Source organism: Fictibacillus sp. Mic-4 (assembly GCF_049843615.1).
Lineage (GTDB): Bacteria > Bacillota > Bacilli > Bacillales > Fictibacillaceae > Fictibacillus_A > Fictibacillus_A gelatini.
Genome location: NZ_JBBHZM010000019.1, coordinates 1 through 22,661, shown reverse-complemented (window position 1 = coordinate 22,661; position 22,661 = coordinate 1). Strand labels below are relative to the sequence as shown.

Below are 22,661 nucleotides of genomic sequence, written 5' to 3'. Positions count from 1 at the left end.
ATGGTAAAACTAATCGCGCTTTATAAAACACCTGAAAACACAGAGGAATTTGATAAGCACTATTACGGGGAGCATACAGAAATTACGAAAAAGATTCCAGGGCTTCGCAAAATGAAAGTGACGAAAATCGTCGGTTCGCCCATGGGCAAAAGCGAATACTACCTTTATTGCGAAATGTACTATGATGATCATGAGTCATTGAAGGCGGGTCTAAAATCGGCCGAAGGAAAGGCATCCGGAAAAGACTTAATGTCATTTGCCGGCGATCTTGTCACATTGATGATCGGTGAGGAAATCGATGAGTAATTTTACTACGATTGTGACAAAAGTGGAGGATGGCATTGGACTAGTCGAGCTGAACCGCCCGAAAGTGCTGAATGCGATCAATCGTCAAATGGTAACTGAACTTTTGGCGGCTTTTGAGCAATTTGAAGGTGATGATAACGTAAAAGCGATTGTCCTTACTGGAAATGAACGCGCTTTTGCCGCTGGAGCGGATATCGATGAAATGAAGGATGATGATGCGATTACGCTTGAATTGCTCAATCAATTCAAAGAATGGGACCGGCTCGCGCTTATCAAAAAGCCGATCATTGGTGCGGTAAGCGGATATTGTTTTGGCGGCGGATTTGAACTCGCCCTTTGCTGTGATCTTTTATTTGCTTCAGAAAAAGCGCAATTCGGCTTTCCGGAAATTAAGCTTGGCGTAATGCCGGGCGCAGGTGGAACGGTCAAACTGACAAAGCTGATGGGGCAGAAAAAGGCGCTTGAATGGCTCTGGCTGGGAGAGCCAATGACGGCAAAAGAAGCGCTGCATTACGGTGTGATTAACCGAATCGTTGCCCCGGAACTCGTTGTCAGTGAAGCGGTGAAATTCGCGAAAACCCTTGCCCAAAAAGCGCCTTTGTCTCTTCGTTTGATTAAAGAAACGGTCTACAAAGCCGTTGACTATTCGGTCTATGAAGGCATGCAGTATGAACGGAAAAACTTTTACTTGCTTTTCTCATCTGAAGACCAAAAAGAAGGCATGAGAGCATTTGTTGAAAAACGTCGTGCAAAGTTTAAAGGAAAATAGAGCGGGAGGGTTCACATGTTCGAAACGATCACATATGAAACAAGAAGAAATGTCGCCTGGATTACATTAAACCGGCCGGATAAATTGAATGCCTTTACGAGCCAAATGCACAAAGAGCTGCTGTCGGCATTAAAAACAGCGAATAAAGAAGAGGAAGTCCGTGCTGTCGTGATTACAGGAGCAGGACGTGCCTTTTGTTCCGGGCAGGACTTAGGGAATGCCGAATCGTTAGATTATGGAGACGTTCTCCGTAACGGCTACAACCCGGTTATTCAGGCCATTGTTTCAATGGAAAAACCGATCATTGCAGCAGTAAATGGGGTGGCCGCAGGTGCCGGAGCCAGTCTTGCGTTTGCCTGTGATTTCAGGCTTGTCTCTGAAAAAGCGAGTTTTATTGAAGCATTTATTCATGTCGGCCTCGTTCCAGATTCAGGTAATCTCTACTTTTTGCCGCGTCTTGTCGGGCACGCGAAAGCGATGGAGCTTGCCGTATTAGGAGAAAAAATACCAGCCGAAGAAGCCAATCGTCTCGGGCTTGTTACGAGATTGGTAAAAGAAGAGTCATGGGTTGAAGAAGTTGAAACATTTGCTGAAAAGCTCAGCTCGATGCCGACTAAAGCGATCGGCTTGATCAAGCGGTACTTGAATAAAAGCTGGGATGCCGATCTTAATGAAGTGCTTGAGTATGAAGCGCTCGCCCAGACGGCGGCCGGAAATACCGCTGACCATAAAGAAGGGGTCGCAGCATTTATGGAAAAACGAAAGCCTGTTTTTATAGGAAAATAAATTTACAGAATGAAATTGTCTAATAGACGAATCAATGAGCTGTTTAGACGAAAAAACGTAAAATCAAGTACTCTCGTAGAGCCAGAACGGAGAAGGAGTGGGAGAAAATGACGACAACACGAGAAGAGCAGGCAGTAAAATCGATGAAACGCGATTTTTACGAAATGGTGATTAACGGGGAAAGTGTAAAAGGGGCGAACGGAGAACATTTTATCACTTATAATCCGGCAACGGGCGAGGCGCTTGCGAAAGTGGCAAAAGCGACAAAAGAAGACGTTGATCGTGCGGTTCGTGCGGCAAGACAAGCCTTTGATCATGGAAAATGGAAGCGCTCCCCTGTAGGAAAACGGGCTCGTACCCTCAATAAAATCGCGAGTATTATGCGCTCTCGCTTCAATGAATTAGTAGAGTTAGAGGTTTTGAACAGCGGAAAATCACTTACTGCAGCACAAGGACAAGTGATGCAGGCAATTGAGGACTTCGAATTTTATGCAGGAGCGATTGTCGGACACCGCGGTTCTGTTAACAATGTACCAGGACCGTTTATGAACTATACGTTAAAAGAGCCACTTGGCGTGTGCGCACAAATTATTCCATGGAATTATCCGATGATGATGGCAGCATGGAAAATTGCGCCGGCTATTGCTGCAGGTTGTTCCATCGTGTTAAAGCCGGCCAGCCTGACGCCATTAACCGCCATTGTGCTTACGGAAATCTGCCATGAAGCGGGAGTTCCAGAAGGCGTCGTCAACATCGTTACGGGGGATGGCGCGACAGTTGGCGCTTATCTTGCCGAACACGAAGGCGTTGACAAAGTAGCATTTACCGGAGAAACAGGAACAGGGAAAGACATTATGGCGAAAGCTTCGAAAACGTTAAAACGAGTGACGCTTGAACTTGGCGGTAAATCGCCAAATCTCGTCTTTGAAGACGCGGATATCGATGCGGCCGTGGATGGATCACTATTCGGCATTTTCTACAATACCGGGCAATCATGTGAGGCACGGTCACGCCTTTACATCCAGGAAAGCATATACGAACAATTTATGGAAAAATTTGTTACGAAAGCAAAACAATTGACGCTTGGAGATCCATTAAGCAAGGAAACGCATGTTGGTGCGATCATTAGTGAAAAGCAGCTTGAAGTGATTGACAGCTACGTTCAATCCGCAAAAGAAGAAGGGGCAACGATCGTGCTTGGAGGCGGCCGCGCGAAAGTGGACGGCTTCGAAGGCGGTCACTGGTATTTGCCAACGATTATAGCCAATGTCACGGAAAATATGAAAGTCGTGAAGGAAGAAATCTTCGGACCGGTTGTTGTCGTATCGAAATTCAAAGACGAGAAGGAAGCGATTCAACTTGCAAATAACACCGACTATGGATTAGCGGCTGCCATTTGGACGAAGGATCACGCTCGCGCGACCCGTGTAGCTGGGATGATTCAAGCAGGAACGATTATGATTAATTCTCCATTCTCAGCGTTTCCTGGAACACCGTTTGGCGGATATAAACAATCTGGATTTGGGCGCGAGTTGTGCATTGAAACACTTGACCTTTATACAGAAACAAAGAGCGTGCTTTCTTATACGGGATCGCGTCCATTAAATCCATTCGGCCTTTGATAGGATGTTTAAAAAGTCCGGGAAACATTGCCGTCGAATTTCTTCGTTGGCTTGCTTTTGTGCTACTCACGTATTCACTGTATACGCTCCGTTGCGCAAAGCTTCGCCGCCTCGAACTTCTCGGCTCTGTTTGTCCTCCTTTTTAAACGTCGATTAAGTGTAAATGAAATAATGCGAGCTTTTTCTTGGAGAAAGCTCGCTTTTCCATACTTTACTTGCGGAGGGATACCAGTGATTCAATCAGTTGTTGTTATTGGTTCAGGCGTCATGGGACGCGGGATTGCATATGTTGCGGCTGTTGGCGGTTTTCAAGTCCAGCTTGTTGATGTGAAAGAAGAAGCGCTCCAAAATGCACAAAAAGAAATCGAAGGAATTTTTGCAAAAGCCATTCAGAGACAAAAACTAACGGAGACGGAAGCTCTTGACGCAAAAGGAAAGCTTACCTATTCCAACCAATTAGCCGTTTCAGTCAGCGGGGCGGATCTAGTAATAGAAGCCGTTCCGGAAAATATTGAGATTAAAAAGTCCGTTTTTGAAGAGATCGATCAAGCGGCACCAGACCACTGTTATTTTGCGACAAATACGTCGACGATGAGTCCGACGGAAATCGGCTCATTTACAAATCGTCCAGAAAAAGTGATTGCGATGCATTTCTTTAACCCGGTCCATCGCATGCCGCTTGTTGAAATCATCCGCGGACATGAGACAAGCGACGAAACGGTAGAAGTGGCAAAAGAAGTGGCGGCGAAAATGGGGAAAGAAACCGTCATTATTAATGAATTTCCGGGATTTGTAACAAGCCGCATTTCCGCCATGATCGGAAATGAAGCGTTTTACATGCTTCAAGAAGGAGTAGGCACGCCAGAAGATATTGATAAGGCGATTAAGCTTGGTTTGAACTTTCCGATGGGGCCGTTTGAGCTTGGTGATTTGGTCGGACTCGATACTCGCCTGAACAACTTAAACTATCTCCACCAAACACTTGGAGAAAAGTATCGCCCATGCCCGCTACTCGTCAAATACGTCAAATCCGGCAGGCTTGGCAGGAAAACAGGCCGCGGTGTCTATGATTACACGAAAGAGAAGGGCGGAGTCACAAAATGAGGGAAGTCGTCATTGTTGATGCGGTCAGAACGCCGATCGGACGATATAAAGGGGCTTTAAAACATGTGCGACCGGACGATTTAGGCGCGGTCGTTATTATGGCATTGGTCGAGCGCAATCCGAACGTTTCTCCACATGAAATTGAGGAAGTCGTATTAGGAAATGCAAACGGAGCGGGAGAAGATAACCGCAATGTTGCGCGTATGTCCACCCTTTTAGCCGGCCTTCCGGTTGAAGTCGCCGCGACAACGATCAACCGTTTATGCGGTTCAGGGCTTGATGCGGTAATTTACGCCGCCCGGGCGATTATGGCGGGAGAAGGCGATGTTTTTATTGCCGGCGGAACGGAAAGTATGACGCGCGCCCCGTTCGTAATGGCAAAACCAAATGCCGAGTTTCCGCGCGGAGACATGAAAATGTTCGACACGACGATCGGCTGGCGTTTTATCAATCCAGCCCTGGAAGAGAAATACGGCACTGACTCGATGCCGCAAACAGCCGAAAATGTCGCTAAACGTTTCAACGTAACGAGGGAAGCCCAGGATCAGTTCGCTTACGAGAGCCAGATGCGAGCGAAAAAAGCAATCGAAGAAAACCGGTTTAAGGAGGAACTAGTTCCTGTCACCTATAAAGATAAAAAAGGAAATGAGATTGTGGTCGCTGAAGATGAACATCCAAGGCCAGATACAACGCTTGAGAAGCTTGCCCAGTTAAAACCGCTGTTTGCCGGGGGAACGATTACGGCTGGAAACGCATCAGGAGTAAATGACGGAGCATCGGCTCTTTTATTAATGAGTGCGGATAAGGCAAAAGAACTGGGCATCAAGCCGCTGGCGAAATATGTGGCATCCGGTGTTGCAGGCTTAGAGCCGGCGATTATGGGGCTTGGCCCGATTGAAGCGAGCCGCAAAGCGTTAAAACGCGCCGGGCTAAACGCAAGTGATCTCGGGCTTGTTGAGCTTAACGAGGCATTTGCTTCACAATCACTTGAATGCATCAGACAGCTAGAGCTTGATCCCGAAAAAGTGAATGTCAACGGCGGAGCGATCGCATTTGGTCATCCACTCGGCGCAAGCGGTGCGCGCATTTTGACGACGCTTGTCCATGAAATGAAAAAACGCGAAGTCAAATACGGGTTAGCGACGATGTGCATCGGCGTTGGCCAGGGAATTGCCGCTATTATCGAAAAGATTGACTAAGGGAGGAAGACAATGTCGACCATATTATATGAAGTAAAAGACTATATCGCTTACGTAACCATTTACCGTCCGGAAGTCTTGAATTGCTTTAATTACGCCACGCTGCAAAAACTCGGAGAAACGGTGGAGGCGATTCATAACGATCCCGGGGTGCGCGTTGTCATTTTTACAGGAGCGGGCGAGAAAGCGTTCAGCGCCGGGGCGGACTTGAAAGAACGCCGGACGCTCTCGGACGCTGAAGTGAAACGGAATGTCCGCAAAATCCGCGACGTGTTTTCAGCCATTGAAGCATTACCTCAGCCGACAATTGCAGCGATGAACGGCCACGCTTTTGGTGGAGGTTTTGAGCTTGCCCTTGCGTGCGATTTCCGCGTTTGCGTTCAGGAAGCGACAATGGGTCTTACGGAAGTCAGCTGGGCCATTATTCCGGGAGCAGGCGGTACGCAACGGCTTCCAAGATTAATCGGCCAGGCGAAAGCGATGGAGCTCATTTTGACGGCGAAAAAGCTATCCGCCGAGGAAGCGCTAGGCTATGGCATTTTAAACAAAGTGGTAGAAAGGAAGCAATTGATCCCAACCTGTGAAGAATATGCCGCCCTCATTATGAAAAACGGACCGGTCGCTGTTCAGCAGGCAAAATACGCGATCAAGCATGGGATGGAAGTCGATTTGCAAACTGGACTTGCGATCGAAGCGAAAGCATATGAAGTGACCATTCCGACAAAAGACCGGATCGAAGCGCTCAACGCGTTTAGCGAAAAGCGGCCACCGCAATTTAAGGGAGAATGAGCCGGCTTGTTTTAGATCACTCTATTTGGTAGGATTATTCTTTAGATACGTAAAAAATGAGGGTACATCATGCAAAACAGTTTAAATACACGATCAATGATTTTCACCCTTTACGGGGATTATATACGGCATTATGGCAATGAAATATGGATTGGGAGCCTCATACGTTTATTGGAACAGTTCGGGCATAACGAACAGGCGGTTCGCGCAGCCATCTCGCGGATGAATAAGCAAGGCTGGATTGCTTCCCGCAAGGAAGGAAATAAAAGTTTTTATTATTTGACGCCGCGGGGAATTCGCCGTATGGATGAAGCGGCTAACCGAATTTTTAAATTGCAGCCGGATGTTTGGGATGGGAAATGGTATATGTTTACGTATACGATTCCTGAAGAAAAACGAAGCATCCGTGACGAGCTCCGAAAAGAACTTTTATGGAGCGGTTTTGGTTTGCTTGCGAACAGCTTTTGGATTTCACCAAACAACTTGAAAGAGCAAATGAAAGAATTAGTCGCAAAATATGAGATTGAAGAATACGTCCATTTCTTTACAGCATCCTACGAAGGCCCTCACGAAAATGCAAAATTAGTTCAGGAATGCTGGGATTTGCGCGACATTAATGCGCGATATGATGAGTTTATTAAAACGTATTCGCAAAAATATGTTATCGATAAAAACAAAATCGATAAAGGCGAAATGACGGACGGCGAATGCTTTGTTGAACGGACGAAGCTTGTTCATGAATACCGGAAGTTTCTTTTCGTCGATCCAGGGCTTCCTGAAGAATTATTGCCGGCAGACTGGCTCGGCAGCCACGCGGCGTCACTATTTAGCGATTACTATAAAGCACTGGCGCTTCCTGCGAGCCGTTTCTTTGAACGCATTTATAAAGAAGGAAATGAATTGCATAAAAAAGACAAGGAATACGATGTGTTCAATCATCCGCTAATGCAAGAGCAAAAATAGAAAGCACTTTCAGTTAAGAAAGTGCTTTTTTCAAAGTTATTTTTTTAGTTCTGCCATCATTTGACGGCTCTTGTTGTAATACGTTTCGATCGTCAATTGAAGCAACTCGAAGTCTTTGTCAGTCAGCTCGCGGACGACTTTTCCCGGTGAGCCCATTACCATTGTCCGTGGAGGGATTTTTTTGCCCGGCGGTAATAATGTATTGGCTCCGATGAAAGCTTGTTCACCGATTTCAACGCCGTCTAAAATGGTCGATCCCATTCCAACGAGGGCACCTTTTTTGATCGTGCAGCCATGAAGAATAACGTTATGCCCGATCGATACTTCATCTTCAAGAACGAGCGGAAATCCTTCATATAGGTGCAATGTGCAATTATCCTGGACATTGCAACGTTCCCCGATCATGATCGGACCTTCGTCACCGCGCAGAACGCTGTTAAACCAGATACTTGAACCCTGGCCAATGGTTACATCACCAATAATATGTACACCCGGGGCAACAAAGACGCTTTGATCCACTTGAGGGGATTTGCCGTTAAAAGGGTAAAGCATAGAACAACCTCCTTAATTTAGCGAATCTTATAAAAAGTATAGCACAATTTAACGAAAAGAAAGGGGCGAAAGCGATGAATCGATTATGTGAACTCCTGAATATTCAATATCCAATCATTCAGGGGGGGATGGGAAATGTGAGCAATGCCCCTTTAACCGCGGCTATTTCTGAAGCGGGGGCAATGGGCACGATCGGCGCAGGAACGATGGACCTTGAAGACATTGAACGGTTAATGATAGAGACAAAAGAAAGAACTTCGCAGCCGTTTGCCGTCAATGTCCCGCTTTCGGTTGCTTCAAATGTAAAAGAGATATTCCAATTGATCATCAAGCATGGCATTAAAGTTGTCTCTTTATCTGCAGGCAATCCGGCTCCATTTATTCCGAAACTAAAGGAACATGGGATTACGGTCATGTGTGTTGTCGCTTCAGTCTATCACGCGAAAAAAGCGGAAGAAGCTGGCTGTGATATTCTTGTGGCGGAAGGGTATGAGGCGGCAGGTCTGAACTCGCCATATGAGACAACGACGATGACGCTCATCCCGCAGGTTGCGGATGCAGTATCTATTCCGCTTGTTGCAGCCGGAGGAATAGCTGATGGGCGGGGACTGGCGGCAGCGCTCGCTCTCGGGGCAAGCGGCGTACAGATGGGCACACGTTTTATCGCGACAAAGGAAGCACCGTTTCATGTGACATATAAAAACAAGCTGATCGAAGCAAACGATACGAGTACGGTCATCATCGGCCGGACTGTCGGCACGATTCGGCGCGTTTATAAAACGCCCTATGCTGAAAAAGTGTTAGAGCTTGAAAAAGAAGGAATCTCATCGGAGAAATATTTGACGCTCACATCAGAAGAGCAACATATATTAGGGGCGATGAAAGGGGACCTGGAAAAAGGGTTTATTAACAGTGGCCAAATTGCAGGTGCGATTCAAGACATCCCTACCGTAAGTATGCTGCTAGAATCGATGATGGATGAAGCGAGAAACGTGCTCCCGATCGTCAATCAATATTTAAAGTAATGTTAAAAATAACGGTCCATAGTTGGACCGTTATTTTTTCTGGAATCCTTATTATTATTTAGATTCAAAGACCGCTTGATAAAGTCGATCTTACTGTTATATTGAACACGCTTTTCACCTTACGAAAGATGAAGTGAACATCCATTTCATCTCGGGCATCCTTAAAAGCTGTTCCGAAAAGATGCCATTTAAATTGCATCAAACGCTAAATTTTTGAAACTCAAAACGACGAAAGCCCTGCCTCTCTTTCATCCTTACGGCCCCGTAGCCGCGCCAGTGTGAATTGTGCTGCAAAAAACATTCAACGATTACCTTTTTCATTACCATCTTTATTTCTAGAGAGTTATTGGATTCATGGGTGAGTAAAAGAAGTGATATAAAAGAAGAAATTTTTCTTTATGAAAAAAGGATATTAAATAGAAGTTATTCGTGCTCAATAAAATACAACTAATTAACAATACCATATAAAATGTTAAATGTCAAAGCAAGATGTTATATTCCGACTTGTAAGTTTGATAATTGGTAATCATTCTCAGATGATCATTTATTCATTGTAACCTTTTTGTTACCATATTACAGATTTATAGATTTATAATAACATTTGTAACGAAATTGTAATATTAAGGTGAGGGACAATCATGAAAAAGGTAATGTTCGTTATCATAACAACGGCGCTACTATGCACAATTATTTTTGGAGAAAAAGTGGAAGCAGCTGCTTCTAACCAATTTCTCGTTATAAATACAATAAAAAATCAACTTGCGTACTATAAAGATGGAAGAATCGTCAAGACATTTAAAGTCGCGACAGGTAAAACTTTAACTCCGACTCCAACGGGCAAATTTTTTATTGTCAATAAAATAAAAAACCGTCCGTACTACAGCGGGAACATTAAGGGAGGAGATCCTCGCAACCCGCTTGGAGACCGCTGGCTAGGGTTAAATGTGAACGGTACATGGGGAACGACGTATGCGATCCATGGAAACAATAACGAAAAATCAATCGGGCTTCATGTGTCAGCAGGCTGCATTCGAATGCATAACAAGGAAATCAGGTGGCTGTATGACCGTTTATCGGTATATACTCAGGTTTTGATTGTTAAATCGAACGCTTCATTTAATACTATGGCGAAGTCGAACGGTTTTTATGCAATAAATTAAGAGTGTTGGTTTTAAACCAACACTCTTTTTGTATATCTCATATTTCTGCATGTTAACATAGTTTCAAATGTTCAGCCTAATTATTGACGGTTTATTCTACAAAATGATATCATTACGTTAGGAAAACGTTATATAAATTATAGTCAGAACAAGCATTTAGATTACGCTGACAAAGAGGTGAAAGAATTGAAGCCAGGAATGAATATTGGAAACAAAGCGACAATTACAGCCGTTGTTACACCTGAAATGTTTGCACAGTTTGAAGGGAACCTTGTTCACCCTGCTTATTCAACAGTGTCCATGGTTTATCATATGGAATGGGCGGCGCGCCAGATCATTTTGCCGTATTTAGAAGATCATGAAGAAGGAATTGGAGGCGGCGTAACGGCCCGTCATCTTGCACCAACGCCGGAAGGAATGAAATTGGAGATTACTGCAACCTTACGGGAAATTAAAGGAAAAGCGGTCATATGCGATGTTGAAGTACGAAATGAACGAACAGTGGTTGGAGAAGGGGAAGTTACACAATTTATTTTGCCGAAAGAAGCAATTAGAGAGAAACTTAAAAAAATGCAAGTGTAGTCTGCCATTAAATGAAAGCGCTTTCACTTTAAAGCGAAAAAGCATAAACGCAACAAAGATGATAGTGCCCCTTCAGCAAGAAAGTTCTTATTTTCAAGAAGAAATTTTCACCTGTAACAAAGATAAGAAGCTGGAAGCAAAAAACAGGATCAAACTTCTTCAGTAGTGGTGCTATTTTCATGGCATTTGGACAATAAACAGTTAATTTCCGACAATAAATAAATACTATCGGACAATTAATGGCCTCAGTCGGACAATAAATTTAGTATTTTTTTATTTATTATCCAAAAGCAGGATTTTATTGTCTAAACCGGATGATTTATTGTCCAGATAAGAGCACTTATTGTCCGAGAACGAAATCATTTTAAATGATGTAACATTCTTGATTGTTTTTCCTCATTTCACAGATCTAACGAGGTGTTCTTAAAATAAGAATGTCCTATTACTGAAATCCAAACTTTTTTTCTAGAAGGGGCAATTGAGGCTAAGTCAATTAGCCAGGGAGCAAGCGAATGCAGCAGGAGGAGAAACCATGTTTGAAAAGATTTCACAGCACGAATCCGTATTATTTTGCAACGATCCATCAACTGGATTGAAGGCCATCATTGCCATCCACGATACAACATTAGGGCCGGCTTTAGGCGGGTGCCGGATGAGGCCTTATCCATCGACGGATGAAGCGATTGAAGATGCTCTGCGATTATCAAAGGGAATGACCTATAAATGTGCCGGTGCTGATGTTGATTTTGGCGGCGGAAAAGCGGTCATTATTGGAGACCCGCTAACCGACAAAAGTCCTGAGCTGTTTCGGGCGTTTGGACAGTTTGTCGATTCGTTGAACGGCCGTTTTTATACAGGAACAGACATGGGCACGACGCCGGAAGACTTTGTCCATTCACAAAAGGAAACGCCATGTATTGTAGGGATCCCTGAAGAATTTGGCGGCAGCGGGGATTCTTCCGTTCCGACAGCGCAGGGAGTCATTTACAGCCTTCGTGCAACAATGCAGGCAATGGAAGGAACGGACGATTTATCCGGAAAATCATATAGCATTCAAGGCCTGGGGAAAGTCGGATTTAAAGTAGCGGAAAAACTGCTTGAAGATGGCGCACATCTCTATGTTACAGATATTAATGGGAAAGCGCTTCAACAGATCATTGAGAAGGCTGAATTTCTCCCTGGCACGCTTGAAGTCGTAGAAGGAGAAGAAATTTATGGGGTGAATGCGGATGTTTTTATCCCGTGTGCACTTGGAGGAATTATCAACGATTATACGATTGACCAATTAAAAGTGAAGGCAGTTGTCGGCAGTGCGAACAACCAGCTTCTTGAAGATAGACATGGAGTCTACCTCGGGCAAAAAGGCATTTTGTATGCGCCGGATTATATTGTCAACGCTGGCGGTCTCATTCAAGTGGCAGATGAATTATACGGGCCGAATAAAGCGCGCGTTTTAAATAAAACAAAAGCCATTTATGATTCGTTACTAAAAATTTTTCAAACAAGTAAAGAACAAAACATTTCAACTGTGGAAGCGGCCAATCGCTTCTGTGAAATGAAAATCGAGCAAAGAAAAACGAGAAATAGCTTCTTTTCACATTCTAAACGTCCAAAATGGCAGGTCAAACATTAAAAGAGAAATTCAATCGTTAAAGGGAGGGTCTTTAATGGAAGAGAGATTTCCGATGCTTCAGATCGTAAATGGAAACGGAGAAGTTGTTGATGAAGCTTACCGAAGCGAGTTGACAGAAGAGTTAACGAAAGAACTGTATACGAAAATGCTGCGCATCCGATTGTTTGACAGAAAAGGTGTCAATCTTCAGCGGCAAGGACGAATTGGGACGTATGTGCCGTTTGAAGGGCAGGAGGCTTCGCAGGTAGGCAGTGCAATGGCGATGGGAGAAGGCGATTGGATGTTCCCTACTTACCGTGACCATGGGGCAACATTAACCTTCGGACATTCGCTCAAAACGATGTTCCTTTACTGGAAAGGGCGCCATGAAGGCTGCCTGCCGCCGGAAGGGAAGAAGATTTTTCCGCCGGCCGTTCCGATTGCTTCTCAATTGCTTCACGCGACAGGTGCAGCATGGGCGGAAAAGATGAAAGGGACGGATCGGGCCTCCATCGTTTATTTTGGCGACGGTGCAACTTCAGAAGGAGACTTCCACGAAGGATTGAACTTTGCCAGCATCTTTAATGTTCCGGTTATCTTTTTCAATCAAAATAATGGGTTTGCCATTTCTGTTCCCATGCATAAGCAAATGAAAGCAAAAACGATCGCCCAAAAAGCGCTCGGCTATGATATCGAAGGGATCCGCATTGACGGGAATGATGCATTTGCCGTTTACCTTCATACAAAAAAAGCGGTTGAGCGGGCTCGTAACGGAGGCGGTCCTACATTAATCGAGGCGGTGACATGGCGCTATGGTGCCCATACAACGAGCGATGATCCTTCCAAATACCGAGATCAAAGCGAAACAGAAATTCGCCGGAAAACAACGGATCCCGTTCTTCGCCTCGAGCGCTTTATGAAAAACGAAAACATGTGGGACGAAAAATGGGCGAAGCAGCTAGAGGAAGAGCTTACGGCTGAAATTGAGGAAGCGGTAAACGAAATGGAAAACGAGCCGGATGCAAATATCAATGACATGTTTGATTACGTATTCGAATCGAATCCATGGCCAATTGAGGAACAAAAAGAAGCATTTATGGCGGGGAGAGGTGAATAAAAATGACGACAGCTATCGGTACAAAGAAAATGACGCTTGTGCAAGCGGTAACAGACGGACTTCGGACGATGATGAAGGAACATGACGATGTCATTGTTTTAGGTGAAGATGTTGGAAAGAACGGCGGTGTATTCAGGGCGACGGATGGATTATATGATGAGTTCGGCGAAGCACGTGTCATCGATACGCCTCTTGCAGAATCCGGAATTATCGGAACATCTATTGGCCTTGCGATCAATGGCTTTCGTCCGGTCGCTGAAATTCAATTTTTCGGCTTTATCTACCCGGCGTTTAATCAAATCATGACACATGCGACTCGCATTCGTTCAAGAACGCTCGGCGCTTTTACCGTTCCAATGGTTATCCGGGCTCCATATGGCGCTGGTGTTCGTGCACCGGAAATTCATTCTGATTCCGTTGAAGCCTTGTTCACTCAGATGCCAGGGATCAAAGTCGTCGTTCCATCCAATCCGTATGATGCAAAAGGCTTGTTAATCGCGAGCATCGAAGATCCCGATCCGGTGTTGTTCCTGGAGCCGATGAGACATTACCGCAGTTCGAAAATGGATGTCCCTGAAGGAAAATACACTGTGGAAATCGGAAAAGGCGCACGGCGAAAAGAAGGAGAAGATGTTACCGTCATCGCCTATGGAGCAATGATGGATGTCGCCGTAAAAGCTGCTGAAAAGGCCGAAAAACAGGGCATTTCTGTTGACCTTATCGACCTTCGCACCCTTTATCCGCTTGATAAAGATTTAATTGCTGAAAGTGTGCAAAAAACGGGCCGAGTTGTCATTGTCCATGAAGCTCCTTCAACCGGTGGGCTCGGTGATACGATCATCTCGTTAATTAATGACACATCGTTCCTATATATGAGGGCGCCGATTGAGCGGGTGACCGGCTTCGATACACCAGTTCCAATGTTTTCGCTTGAAAACGATTATTTACCGAATGAAAAGCGGGTGTTCGATGCGATTCAGAAAGTCATTCGATTCTAATACGTGAACGTAAACGATCTATTCGAATCTCAAGGGCGACCATAACAAGAGCGCGATCGCCCGGGTTTTCTTAGAGGATAAAATCGATTTTGGAGGTGTGTCCATGGTTGAAGTAAAGCTGCATGATATTGGAGAAGGAATGCATGAAGGGGAAATTATACAATTTCTCGTAAATGTTGGAGATACGGTGAAAATTGATCAACCGCTCGTAGAAGTTCAAACTGATAAAGTTTCCGCAGAACTTCCGTCGCCTGTTTCCGGAAAAGTAGCGGAAATTAAGGTGAAAGAAGGAGAAGTTGTTGAAGTCGGTACAGTTTTAATGCTGCTTGAAGGAAATTCTTCAGGTGGAGTAGATCAACCGAAAGAAATAAACAACGGGAACAAAGAGGCAAAAACGGAAGCGCAACCTGCTCCTAGGGCCTCCGCCTCAAGATCAAGTGTTGCCATCTTATCGAAACGGATACTCGCGGCTCCCTATACAAGAAAAATTGCCCGCGAGCATGGGATCGATATCGAACAAATAAAAGGTACCGGCCCTGGCGGCAGAGTAACGGATGAAGACGTTTATCGTTTCATTCATAATGACGTTCAGCAAAAAGAAGAGCCATCTGTAATAAAACCGAAAGAAGAAACAGTGGTTGCCCGCGAATCTATTCCATTTAGAGGACGAAGGAAGCAAATCGCGAAAAAGATGGCCCAATCGTTGTACACGATTCCACATGTCACCCATTTTGAAGAAGTAGATGTGACAAACGTCATGGAATTAAAGAAACAACTAAAAAGCCTCGATCCGGACAATAAAAAGGGATTAAACGTTTCGGTCGCTGCCTTTTTTGTAAAGGCGCTTCAACTGGCATTAAAAGATTTCCCGATTTTTAACGCAAAACTTGATGAAGAAAACGAAATGATCCATCTTGAAAAAGAGGTCAACATCGGAATTGCGACAGATGCAGAAGAGGGTCTTATCGTTCCTGTGATCAAACAAATTGAAAAGAAAAATGTAAAAGAGATCGCCAGGGAAATGAAAGAGAAAATTAAAAAAGCACAAGAAAACAAGCTAACGAGAGAAGAATTAACCGGGGGAACGTTTACGATTTCAAACGTTGGCCCGCTCGGCAGCATGGGAGCGACACCGATTATTAATCACCCGGAAGTCGCGTTAATGGCGTTCCATAAAACAAAGAAAATGCCTGTGGTCATCGATGATGAAATTGTTATTCGCCAAATGATGAATGTATCAATGTCGTTTGACCATCGTGTAGCAGACGGTGGAGCGGCCGTACAGTTCACCAATCGTTTTAAAGAGCTAATCGAAAATCCGAGTGTTATGGTATTGGAGCTGATCTAAATGGTAGTCGGAGAATTTGCACAGAAACGTCAGCTGATCATTATTGGCGGAGGGCCGGGCGGCTATAATGCAGCCATTCGCGCCGCCCAGCTTGGAATGGAAGTCACTTTAATAGAAAAGGAAAAACTCGGAGGAGTTTGCTTAAACAAAGGCTGTATTCCATCAAAGGTGTTGACATATGCAGCCAGCCAGTATAAAGGTGTTCATCAATTGAACGGAATGGGGATAGAGACAGGGGCTGCTGTCTTTCATCCAGAAAAATTTAGAGAATATCAAACGACAATTGTGTCGAACTTGCAAAAAGGGGTAGAGGCTCTTTGCAAGGCGAATAAAATCGAAATCGTTGCGGGCACTGCATCCTTTATGTCGGAAAACCGCATCGGTGTCGATTCTGGCCACCATTTTGAAATGTATGAATATGAACATGCGATGATTGCGACCGGGGCACACCCGGTGTTACCTGAAGGAATCGAAAAAGCGGGCGACCGCATTTTATCCGGTTATGATCTCGTGAATTTAGATGTTGTGCCAGAGCACTTTATTGTGTACGGTTCGGATTATATTGCGCTTGAGACGGCAACCGCTTACCGGAATCTAGGAAGCAATGTGACGTTAATCATGAAAGAAGAAACATTCGCCTTTGATTCTACGATTACAAAAGAACTTCTGCGTGTATTAAAGAAAGCGAAAATCAAAGTCTTAAAAAGCAGCAAACTAATTGAAACTGTTTCTGATGATGAGAAAGTGGCCGTTACCGTACAATCCGAAAGTGGAGAGAAAGCAACAATTGAAGGATCGCATCTATTCATTTCATTTGAGTATAAATCGAACACGAAAGATCTTGGGTTAGAAATGGTGAATATTGACCTTGATGAAAAGGGCTCGATTCTCGTTAATGATGTAAGTCAGACGAATGTGGAAAATATTTATGCGGTTGGAGATTGTACAATTGGGCCGAAGCTTGCGAGCCGGGCCATTAAACAAGGAAAAACAGCGGCGGAGCATATTGCGGGAATAAAGAGCAGCTACAATTTATCGTTTGTGCCGATGATCGTCCATACAACTCCTCCGATTGCGACCGTCGGGTTAACCGAAGAAGAAGCGAAAGAACAGGGCTATAACGTGAAGACGGGGCAGTTTGCGATAAGCGGAAACGGCTATGCCGCCATTCTCGGGCAAAAAGAAGGTGTGGCAAAAATGATTGTCGACAAAGAAAGCGATCTCTTATTAGGCGTTCATATGATGGGCGCAGGAGCCGGTGAAATGATTCACGCCGGCACGCTTGCCCTTGAAATGGTCGCAAGGGAAGAAGATGTTTCGTACCCCATCTTTGCCCATCCTTCTCTGAATGAAAGCTGGCTGGAGGCAATCGAAAATGTCACCGGAAAGGCGATCCACATCGCCCCGCCAAAGAAGAAAGAGACAAGCAATGTTTAAATAGCATTGAGAAAAGAGGGCTGGCCCGGGGCCGCCCTCAATTTATGGAGAAATCGAGCTTCTAAACATAATTCAACAAATTTTAAAGAAAATTCAACCAGAGCTGGTCATAATTCGGCCGAATTTAGAACTAATTCCGCCGATTGAAGACATAATTCCGTCGAATGAAAACACAATTCCGCCGATTTAAGACATAATTCCGCCAATGGGGAGATTTTGTATGAATAAACGACCTGTTTTATCTATTCCAAAAACAGCTTTGGAAAAAGTGCTTGATGCAATATCCATATTAGTGATAATCGCGACTTTTTGCTATTTGCTTTATGTATGGAATGACCTCCCTGAACAAATTCCGAGACATTTTGATTTTGCGGGAAGACCAGACGGCTGGGGAACAAAAAGAACGATTTGGATTATGCCTATTGTCGCATCCGTGGTCTTCGTTTTTATCTTTACACTATGCAAGTTTCCACACGTTTTCAATTATCCTGTAGAGATTACCGAAGAAAATGCTCCTCGCCTTTATTTACTGTCACGAAAAATGTTGTGCACGATTAATTTTGAGATAGTCCTTTTTCTCTCTATGATTTTATGGGAAATCATAAGGGTTGGATTCGGAAAAGAAAGTTTTGGAATATGGTTTTTACCGACCTTTTTCATTATTGTGTTTGGGACGATAGGTATAACTATTTACCGTATTGTTCGCTTACGTTAAAATGCCAGAACCTTTGAAGGGTTCCGGCATTATGTTTACGTGCCTTTAAAATGCTCGTTAAGCCATTTTATCATGTATTCCGCCATCCCGATCGTAATGACATGCGTGACTCCGGGAAAGGATTGAAACTCAACGTTAGAAGCTTCCTTACCGTAAATAGAGATGGCTTGTTCGTAATAGATTCTTTGTTCATCTATCGGGATAATTGGATCATTTGCCCCGTGCAGTAACAAGATTGGTCGTTTCTTTTCGTGATCGATACGATGAATCGGATCAAATTCTCTTATTTTCTTTCGTTCATCTCCGTTAAGTTTTGGCCTTCCATCACGCTTTCTAAAAATAATTTCGGATTCTTCCCAGGCGCAAGAACCGATGAGGTTAATTAATCCTTCAACTTTATAAGATTGGGCAAAAATGCCAGCCGCAATGCACCCTCCCATGGAACTTCCTGCAACAACTAGTTTATGATCCTTGGATAAACAAGACAAATTATCAATCAGTTTTTTTGACTCCTTCACCGTTTTAATAATCACTTCCCAAAAATAAGCTTGCATCGTTTTTGGATCAAAGAAGTTGATAAATGGCCGTTCTCTTTCCCCGTGATATACGCAATCAGGAATGATCACTTCATATCCATAAAAGGTTAAAAGCTTGCCGAGAAATTGTTGATTTTCCTTGCACGACCCCCAGCCGTGATAAAGAAGAATAGCTGTGTTTTTTTCCTGAGCTGGTTCTGGTTTTAAACTCAGGCAAGGAATATTATTGATTGAAATTCGTTGTTCAATAATCATTTGAAGTTGCTCCAAGTCTATTTTTTTCCATAATACATAATCATCGTGACAAAGCAGGTAGAATCGCTAGTATTTTCATAGATATGCTCATAATCGCCGCTGAAGCGGATGGACTGGCCTTTACATAGCGTGTAAGTATTTTCATTCATGATGACGTTTAAACTTCCTTCTTCTACGATTAAATATTCTTCCACTCCGCCCGGGTGGGGGGAAGAGACGTAATGGCAGCCCGGCTTGAGTTCAACGGAATAAATTTCAAGCGGCTTTCCTCCTTCCATTGGATATAATGTACGGACAATATATTTCCCGTTATTTTCTTTAAGTGAATCGACATCGTCACGATCCACAATTTTTATTACCGGCTCATCATTTTCCAAAAACGTTGTAAACGGTACGCCGAATCCGTTGGCAATTTTCCAAAGCGTACTGACGGTCGGATTAGACTCCCCTCGTTCAATCTGGCTGAGCATCGGTTTACTCACCTCAGTCATGGTGGCCGTCTCTTCTAAACTCCATTTTCTTTCCTTTCGAAGCTGTTTTAATTTCTTTCCAATTACTTGATTTAAATTCATTGAAAAAACTCCTTGAGAATCGAAATATAATAACATACAATATGTATAATATAACATACGAATGATTTTGAAAAATCAAAAAAGGGGTGTTTGATCTATGCTGCCGTTATCTGCTGAAATCAAGGGCAATTTGTCGTTTCGTACAGGGGTGCAGGCTGGAATCTCGCTTGCTATTGGCTACATGCCGATTGCATTTGCTTATGGATTGCTTTCGAAAACGACAGGCTTAACGTTCTGGGAAACTGTGGCGATGAGCGCATTTGTTTTTGCTGGTGCTTCGCAATATACAGCCTTATCAATGATCGCTGCCGGAGCGAATCTACTTGAAATCGTTTTAACAACCTTTTTTATGAATATTCGCCATTTGTTAATGAGTACCTCCATTAATGAAAAAGTAGAGCCGGATAAATGGTGGAAAAAAGCGTTGTACGGGTTCATGATTACGGATGAATCGTTTTCCGTTGCCGCTACTAGAGAAGAAAAAATGCTCAGTACGCCATTTATGTTTGGTTTGGGAGTCATTGGATATGGAAGCTGGGTCGTTAATTCGGCGCTCGGCTATTTAATTGGAGCAGGATTGCCGCAAACGCTTCAAACAGGCATGGCAGTCGCTCTTTATGCGATGTTTATCGGCTTGCTCGTGCCGGCAGCCAAAAAATCAAGAAAAGTCATTTTACTTGCAGGTACGGCAGCGATTTTAAACAGCCTTTTTTCATTGTACGAACCGTTAAACGCAGGATGGAGAATCATTTTATCGACTTTAATTTCGGCGGTCTTGATTGAATTTATTTCAAAGGGGGAATAAAGAATGACAGAAGAGATTTATTGGATGATCGCCGGAATGGCTATCGTTACTTATACACCACGAATGCTGCCGCTCGTTTTATTGAATGCGAGCCGGATTCACCCGCGGCTGCAAGGGATTTTGAAAAATGTCCCGTATGCGATATTGGGAGCATTGATTTTTCCAGGAGTTATAACGATTGACCCGAATCATCTGTCATTCGGCATCATTGGCGCACTAGTTGCCTTCATTGCTGCTTATTTGAATTGGAATGTCATTCTGGTCGTCCTTAGCTCTATTTTAGCTTTAAGCCTGTATTCATTTATTGAAAAATAAAATGAAATTCAAACTATGAAAGCCGCTCAACATCTAATTTTGAGCGGCTTTTTTGGCGATAAATAATGATCCGTCTTCTTGAAGCTGTGCAAAATACACTTCATCAATGGAGGAGATACCGGCTTTATCAAGCTGCTTTGTTAACCAGTTTTCCGTTAACCCGTATTCTTTCAAATTTCGTTTCATCACGATGCCTTCTACGATCACCTGTGACGGCAAATATTTCGGTTCGATTTTCGAAATGTTCATATCTTCCCGGCACAAACTTTCTTTTTCCCTTTTCTTCTTAATGCTTAATTCGCCGTTCGGCTCCATGATTGCGTAATCGACTTCCATAATGGAAAATACGTCTTTAATTCTCAGCATCATTGATAAGTCGTCCATTCCGAGGCTTAATTTTTTCAAAGCTTCTTGAATGATTTCCCCTTTTTTAATAAGGATCGTCGGCTCGCTTTTAAGAACAACCTTCGCCTTTGAAGGTTTACGGGTGGCAAACTCAATAATGAAAATTAAAAGGCCCCAGACAAACATCGTTATGATCCCATCAAGGATTTTAATGTCCCTATGGATAATCATATCTCCAATAATGCCACCTGTCGCGATTCCAGTCACGTAGTTAAAATAAGTAAGTTCCCCGAGCTGCTTCTTCCCCAGCACACGAGTTAGAACGAGTAAAACTGAAAATCCGATTATTGTCCGTATGACCATAATCCAATGATCGTTCATAATCCACCTCGACAAATTCTCTACCAACAGTAGTTTCGCCATAGAAAACAGAAATCAAACCAAGAAAAAGGCAGAGCATTATGACTCTGCCTTCAGCGTTTGCCCCATTGGAACCGGGTGTTCATCACTTTTCGTAAAATAAAATAACAGATCGTACCTGTCAGTATGGCACGAATATAGTAAGAAAAAATATTAGACTGATCGGAAAAATTATCTTGAGCAAAGAAAGAGCCACCGAACATGCTAAAGCAAATAATGACTCCGATCATAAAAAAAGGTTTAAGGCGGTCAAACACAAGAATTTTTCCGTTATTCTCACAGTGTGCATGCTTATATAAGAGAACTCCTATAATAAGGCTAACTATTATATAAAGAATGGGTATAACAAGTAGCATGAGAGAAGGCGTTCCCATTTGAAAACGTTCTTTCGTAGCAGAATATTCTTCAAAGAAAAATAGCAGCTTGGGTAATGTTATTGCGTTAAAGAAATCTCGTATTTTATCAGAATACAAATAAAAGGACTGATTACCTTGTGACCAATGTACTTGAATAAAGGACATCATTAGTTCAAATAAACCATAAGGTAAATAAAGGAAAATGATGTTTAGGGAGATCTGGGAAAAAATGCTTCCGCAAATGGTTCCTACAAATAGTGAAAAAGTGTAAACAGCAATAAAGGTCAATAAGGAAAATAAGTAAAACCAAAGCCATGTATCTACGTCTTCAAATCGATCAAGGATGCTCGTTTTTATGACAAGGACAACAAGTGCTGAACTAATTGTAGTTGCTCCAAAAATATGTGTTACCCCTATAAACCACTTTGACAAGAATAGTGTGGTTCGTTGAAACGGGAGAGAGAACGAAAAATCCATCGTAGATGAAGAGCGCTCTAAGCCAATTAAAACAGATGCTAAGCCTATCAAAATGAACATTTCGAAAATCGTCCATTGCAAATTAGGATAATATTCATAATGAAAATCAGGAAACTTTTTTATTAAATAAGCCGTTTTTTGCGCTTTTTGATAGTAGGTAAAAGGCAAAAAGTACAACGGAACTAGCCATAATGCCCAAATAAGAAACTTCGAATGCTTATAATTCAGTTTCCACAACGCTTTATGAAACATTATGCTCACCTCCAAGTGTTGTGACGAAAACGTCTTCTAATGTCATCGGCAGCTCTTCAAGCAAGATTGGATTTTCCATTTTAAAGCGTTCCATTGTTTCATCGACATTTCCTTTAATTAAGAGAGTGGTCACCCGTCCGGTTTTGTTTAAGATTACGATATTTGAAAGATCCTCGAGTTTTTCAGGTAAGGAATGTTTATAAACGACCTGGATTTTTTTAAAGGAATTTTTCGCTTCATCCAT

At 43.3% G+C, this 22,661-nt stretch carries 24 protein-coding genes and 1 pseudogene; 19 read left to right on the top strand and 6 right to left on the bottom strand.

Annotation, left to right across the window (positions count from 1 at the left end; translation table 11 throughout):
• The 8 genes from WD019_RS13040 (at position 1) to paaX (ending at position 7,538) form a co-directional block, all read left to right on the top strand.
• Positions 1-306, top strand: coding sequence for an EthD family reductase (locus WD019_RS13040; RefSeq protein WP_026677115.1), 306 nt, complete (start codon positions 1-3; stop codon positions 304-306).
• Positions 299-1,075, top strand: coding sequence for an enoyl-CoA hydratase/isomerase family protein (locus WD019_RS13035; protein ID WP_026677114.1), 777 nt, complete (start codon positions 299-301; stop codon positions 1,073-1,075). The genes WD019_RS13040 and WD019_RS13035 overlap by 8 nt, the downstream gene beginning before the upstream one ends.
• A 15-nt stretch (positions 1,076-1,090) precedes the next feature.
• A complete protein-coding gene (locus WD019_RS13030) occupies positions 1,091-1,861 on the top strand; it encodes an enoyl-CoA hydratase-related protein (protein WP_425711771.1) in 771 nt (256 codons plus the stop codon).
• Between the two features lie 107 nt (positions 1,862-1,968).
• On the top strand, positions 1,969-3,483 hold the full coding sequence (locus tag WD019_RS13025) for an aldehyde dehydrogenase family protein (RefSeq protein ID WP_425711770.1): 1,515 nt from the start codon (positions 1,969-1,971) through the stop codon (positions 3,481-3,483).
• Between the two features lie 171 nt (positions 3,484-3,654).
• Positions 3,655-4,587: a 3-hydroxyacyl-CoA dehydrogenase gene (locus WD019_RS13020; RefSeq protein WP_425711769.1), complete on the top strand. Its 933-nt coding sequence runs from the start codon at positions 3,655-3,657 to the stop codon at positions 4,585-4,587.
• The gene (locus WD019_RS13015; protein ID WP_425711768.1) at positions 4,584-5,786 is read left to right on the top strand and encodes a thiolase family protein; all 1,203 of its coding nucleotides are present in this window, start codon (positions 4,584-4,586) and stop codon (positions 5,784-5,786) included. Before WD019_RS13020 ends, WD019_RS13015 begins: the two co-directional genes overlap by 4 nt.
• A 12-nt stretch (positions 5,787-5,798) precedes the next feature.
• Entirely contained in the window at positions 5,799-6,575 is a 777-nt protein-coding gene (locus WD019_RS13010; protein ID WP_425711767.1) for an enoyl-CoA hydratase-related protein, read from the top strand.
• Positions 6,576-6,644: 69 nt separating this feature from the next.
• Positions 6,645-7,538, top strand: coding sequence for a phenylacetic acid degradation operon negative regulatory protein PaaX (gene paaX, locus WD019_RS13005; RefSeq protein ID WP_425711766.1), 894 nt, complete (start codon positions 6,645-6,647; stop codon positions 7,536-7,538).
• Between the two features lie 36 nt (positions 7,539-7,574).
• On the opposite strand, the gene WD019_RS13000 is transcribed toward paaX, so the two are convergent.
• Positions 7,575-8,090, bottom strand: a complete 516-nt coding sequence (locus WD019_RS13000) for a gamma carbonic anhydrase family protein (RefSeq protein WP_425711765.1) — start codon at positions 8,088-8,090, stop codon at positions 7,575-7,577.
• A 74-nt stretch (positions 8,091-8,164) separates the two neighbouring features.
• Here WD019_RS13000 and WD019_RS12995 point away from each other — a divergent pair, with 74 nt between their 5' ends.
• The 9 genes from WD019_RS12995 to WD019_RS12955 all read left to right on the top strand — a co-directional run bounded on the left by WD019_RS12995 (position 8,165) and on the right by WD019_RS12955 (position 18,084).
• Positions 8,165-9,115, top strand: a complete 951-nt coding sequence (locus tag WD019_RS12995; RefSeq protein ID WP_026677106.1) for an NAD(P)H-dependent flavin oxidoreductase — start codon at positions 8,165-8,167, stop codon at positions 9,113-9,115.
• 638 nt (positions 9,116-9,753) lie between these two features.
• On the top strand, positions 9,754-10,275 hold the full coding sequence (locus WD019_RS12990) for a L,D-transpeptidase (protein WP_425711764.1): 522 nt from the start codon (positions 9,754-9,756) through the stop codon (positions 10,273-10,275).
• A gap of 186 nt (positions 10,276-10,461) precedes the next feature.
• On the top strand, positions 10,462-10,857 hold the full coding sequence (locus WD019_RS12985; RefSeq protein ID WP_026677105.1) for a thioesterase family protein: 396 nt from the start codon (positions 10,462-10,464) through the stop codon (positions 10,855-10,857).
• 532 nt (positions 10,858-11,389) lie between these two features.
• On the top strand, positions 11,390-12,490 hold the full coding sequence (locus WD019_RS12980) for a Leu/Phe/Val dehydrogenase (protein WP_425711763.1): 1,101 nt from the start codon (positions 11,390-11,392) through the stop codon (positions 12,488-12,490).
• Positions 12,491-12,524: 34 nt separating this feature from the next.
• Entirely contained in the window at positions 12,525-13,586 is a 1,062-nt protein-coding gene (pdhA, locus tag WD019_RS12975) for a pyruvate dehydrogenase (acetyl-transferring) E1 component subunit alpha (protein WP_425711762.1), read from the top strand.
• Between the two features lie 2 nt (positions 13,587-13,588).
• A complete protein-coding gene (locus WD019_RS12970) occupies positions 13,589-14,584 on the top strand; it encodes an alpha-ketoacid dehydrogenase subunit beta (RefSeq protein ID WP_026677102.1) in 996 nt (331 codons plus the stop codon).
• 103 nt (positions 14,585-14,687) lie between these two features.
• Positions 14,688-15,932: a dihydrolipoamide acetyltransferase family protein gene (locus tag WD019_RS12965; RefSeq protein WP_026677101.1), complete on the top strand. Its 1,245-nt coding sequence runs from the start codon at positions 14,688-14,690 to the stop codon at positions 15,930-15,932.
• Positions 15,933-17,369, top strand: coding sequence for a dihydrolipoyl dehydrogenase (gene lpdA / locus WD019_RS12960; RefSeq protein ID WP_425711761.1), 1,437 nt, complete (start codon positions 15,933-15,935; stop codon positions 17,367-17,369).
• Positions 17,370-17,589: 220 nt separating this feature from the next.
• Positions 17,590-18,084, top strand: coding sequence for a DUF1648 domain-containing protein (locus WD019_RS12955; protein WP_425711760.1), 495 nt, complete (start codon positions 17,590-17,592; stop codon positions 18,082-18,084).
• 35 nt (positions 18,085-18,119) lie between these two features.
• Here WD019_RS12955 and WD019_RS12950 read toward each other — a convergent pair whose 3' ends face one another.
• Entirely contained in the window at positions 18,120-18,875 is a 756-nt protein-coding gene (locus WD019_RS12950; RefSeq protein ID WP_026677099.1) for a dienelactone hydrolase family protein, read from the bottom strand.
• 17 nt (positions 18,876-18,892) lie between these two features.
• Positions 18,893-19,447, bottom strand: a complete 555-nt coding sequence (locus tag WD019_RS12945; RefSeq protein WP_425711759.1) for a helix-turn-helix domain-containing protein — start codon at positions 19,445-19,447, stop codon at positions 18,893-18,895.
• Between the two features lie 97 nt (positions 19,448-19,544).
• Between WD019_RS12945 and WD019_RS12940 the strand changes: the two genes are divergently transcribed.
• Both WD019_RS12940 and WD019_RS12935 read left to right on the top strand, forming a co-directional pair.
• Entirely contained in the window at positions 19,545-20,252 is a 708-nt protein-coding gene (locus tag WD019_RS12940; RefSeq protein ID WP_035350390.1) for an AzlC family ABC transporter permease, read from the top strand.
• Positions 20,253-20,255: 3 nt separating this feature from the next.
• Positions 20,256-20,567, top strand: coding sequence for an AzlD domain-containing protein (locus WD019_RS12935; protein WP_026677096.1), 312 nt, complete (start codon positions 20,256-20,258; stop codon positions 20,565-20,567).
• Between the two features lie 33 nt (positions 20,568-20,600).
• Here the strand turns inward: WD019_RS12935 and WD019_RS12930 are convergent, their stop codons facing one another.
• From WD019_RS12930 to WD019_RS12920, 3 genes and pseudogenes are all read right to left on the bottom strand, one after another.
• Positions 20,601-21,293 carry a YetF domain-containing protein gene (locus tag WD019_RS12930; RefSeq protein ID WP_026677095.1) on the bottom strand — a complete coding sequence of 231 codons (693 nt, stop codon included), beginning with the start codon at positions 21,291-21,293 and terminating at the stop codon, positions 20,601-20,603.
• 92 nt (positions 21,294-21,385) lie between these two features.
• Positions 21,386-22,417, bottom strand: coding sequence for a hypothetical protein (locus WD019_RS12925; RefSeq protein ID WP_425711758.1), 1,032 nt, complete (start codon positions 22,415-22,417; stop codon positions 21,386-21,388).
• Positions 22,407-22,661, bottom strand: a pseudogene (locus tag WD019_RS12920) (ABC transporter ATP-binding protein); the annotation flags it as partial. The pseudogene WD019_RS12920 and the gene WD019_RS12925, both read right to left, overlap by 11 nt.

Bases quoted from the DNA above. Each gene is read 5' to 3' on its own strand.
- WD019_RS13040 (WP_026677115.1), top strand. From the start codon at position 1: ATGGTAAAACTAATCGCGCTTTATAAAACACCTGAAAACACAGAGGAA.
- WD019_RS13035 (WP_026677114.1), top strand. From the start codon at position 299: ATGAGTAATTTTACTACGATTGTGACAAAAGTGGAGGATGGCATTGGA.
- WD019_RS13030 (WP_425711771.1), top strand. From the start codon at position 1,091: ATGTTCGAAACGATCACATATGAAACAAGAAGAAATGTCGCCTGGATT.
- WD019_RS13025 (WP_425711770.1), top strand. From the start codon at position 1,969: ATGACGACAACACGAGAAGAGCAGGCAGTAAAATCGATGAAACGCGAT.
- WD019_RS13020 (WP_425711769.1), top strand. From the start codon at position 3,655: ATGCGAGCTTTTTCTTGGAGAAAGCTCGCTTTTCCATACTTTACTTGC.
- WD019_RS13015 (WP_425711768.1), top strand. From the start codon at position 4,584: ATGAGGGAAGTCGTCATTGTTGATGCGGTCAGAACGCCGATCGGACGA.
- WD019_RS13010 (WP_425711767.1), top strand. From the start codon at position 5,799: ATGTCGACCATATTATATGAAGTAAAAGACTATATCGCTTACGTAACC.
- paaX (WP_425711766.1), top strand. From the start codon at position 6,645: ATGCAAAACAGTTTAAATACACGATCAATGATTTTCACCCTTTACGGG.
- WD019_RS13000 (WP_425711765.1), bottom strand. From the start codon at position 8,090: ATGCTTTACCCTTTTAACGGCAAATCCCCTCAAGTGGATCAAAGCGTC.
- WD019_RS12995 (WP_026677106.1), top strand. From the start codon at position 8,165: ATGAATCGATTATGTGAACTCCTGAATATTCAATATCCAATCATTCAG.
- WD019_RS12990 (WP_425711764.1), top strand. From the start codon at position 9,754: ATGAAAAAGGTAATGTTCGTTATCATAACAACGGCGCTACTATGCACA.
- WD019_RS12980 (WP_425711763.1), top strand. From the start codon at position 11,390: ATGTTTGAAAAGATTTCACAGCACGAATCCGTATTATTTTGCAACGAT.
- pdhA (WP_425711762.1), top strand. From the start codon at position 12,525: ATGGAAGAGAGATTTCCGATGCTTCAGATCGTAAATGGAAACGGAGAA.
- WD019_RS12970 (WP_026677102.1), top strand. From the start codon at position 13,589: ATGACGACAGCTATCGGTACAAAGAAAATGACGCTTGTGCAAGCGGTA.
- WD019_RS12965 (WP_026677101.1), top strand. From the start codon at position 14,688: ATGGTTGAAGTAAAGCTGCATGATATTGGAGAAGGAATGCATGAAGGG.
- lpdA (WP_425711761.1), top strand. From the start codon at position 15,933: ATGGTAGTCGGAGAATTTGCACAGAAACGTCAGCTGATCATTATTGGC.
- WD019_RS12955 (WP_425711760.1), top strand. From the start codon at position 17,590: ATGAATAAACGACCTGTTTTATCTATTCCAAAAACAGCTTTGGAAAAA.
- WD019_RS12950 (WP_026677099.1), bottom strand. From the start codon at position 18,875: ATGATTATTGAACAACGAATTTCAATCAATAATATTCCTTGCCTGAGT.
- WD019_RS12945 (WP_425711759.1), bottom strand. From the start codon at position 19,447: ATGAATTTAAATCAAGTAATTGGAAAGAAATTAAAACAGCTTCGAAAG.
- WD019_RS12940 (WP_035350390.1), top strand. From the start codon at position 19,545: ATGCTGCCGTTATCTGCTGAAATCAAGGGCAATTTGTCGTTTCGTACA.
- WD019_RS12935 (WP_026677096.1), top strand. From the start codon at position 20,256: ATGACAGAAGAGATTTATTGGATGATCGCCGGAATGGCTATCGTTACT.
- WD019_RS12930 (WP_026677095.1), bottom strand. From the start codon at position 21,293: ATGAACGATCATTGGATTATGGTCATACGGACAATAATCGGATTTTCA.
- WD019_RS12925 (WP_425711758.1), bottom strand. From the start codon at position 22,417: ATGTTTCATAAAGCGTTGTGGAAACTGAATTATAAGCATTCGAAGTTT.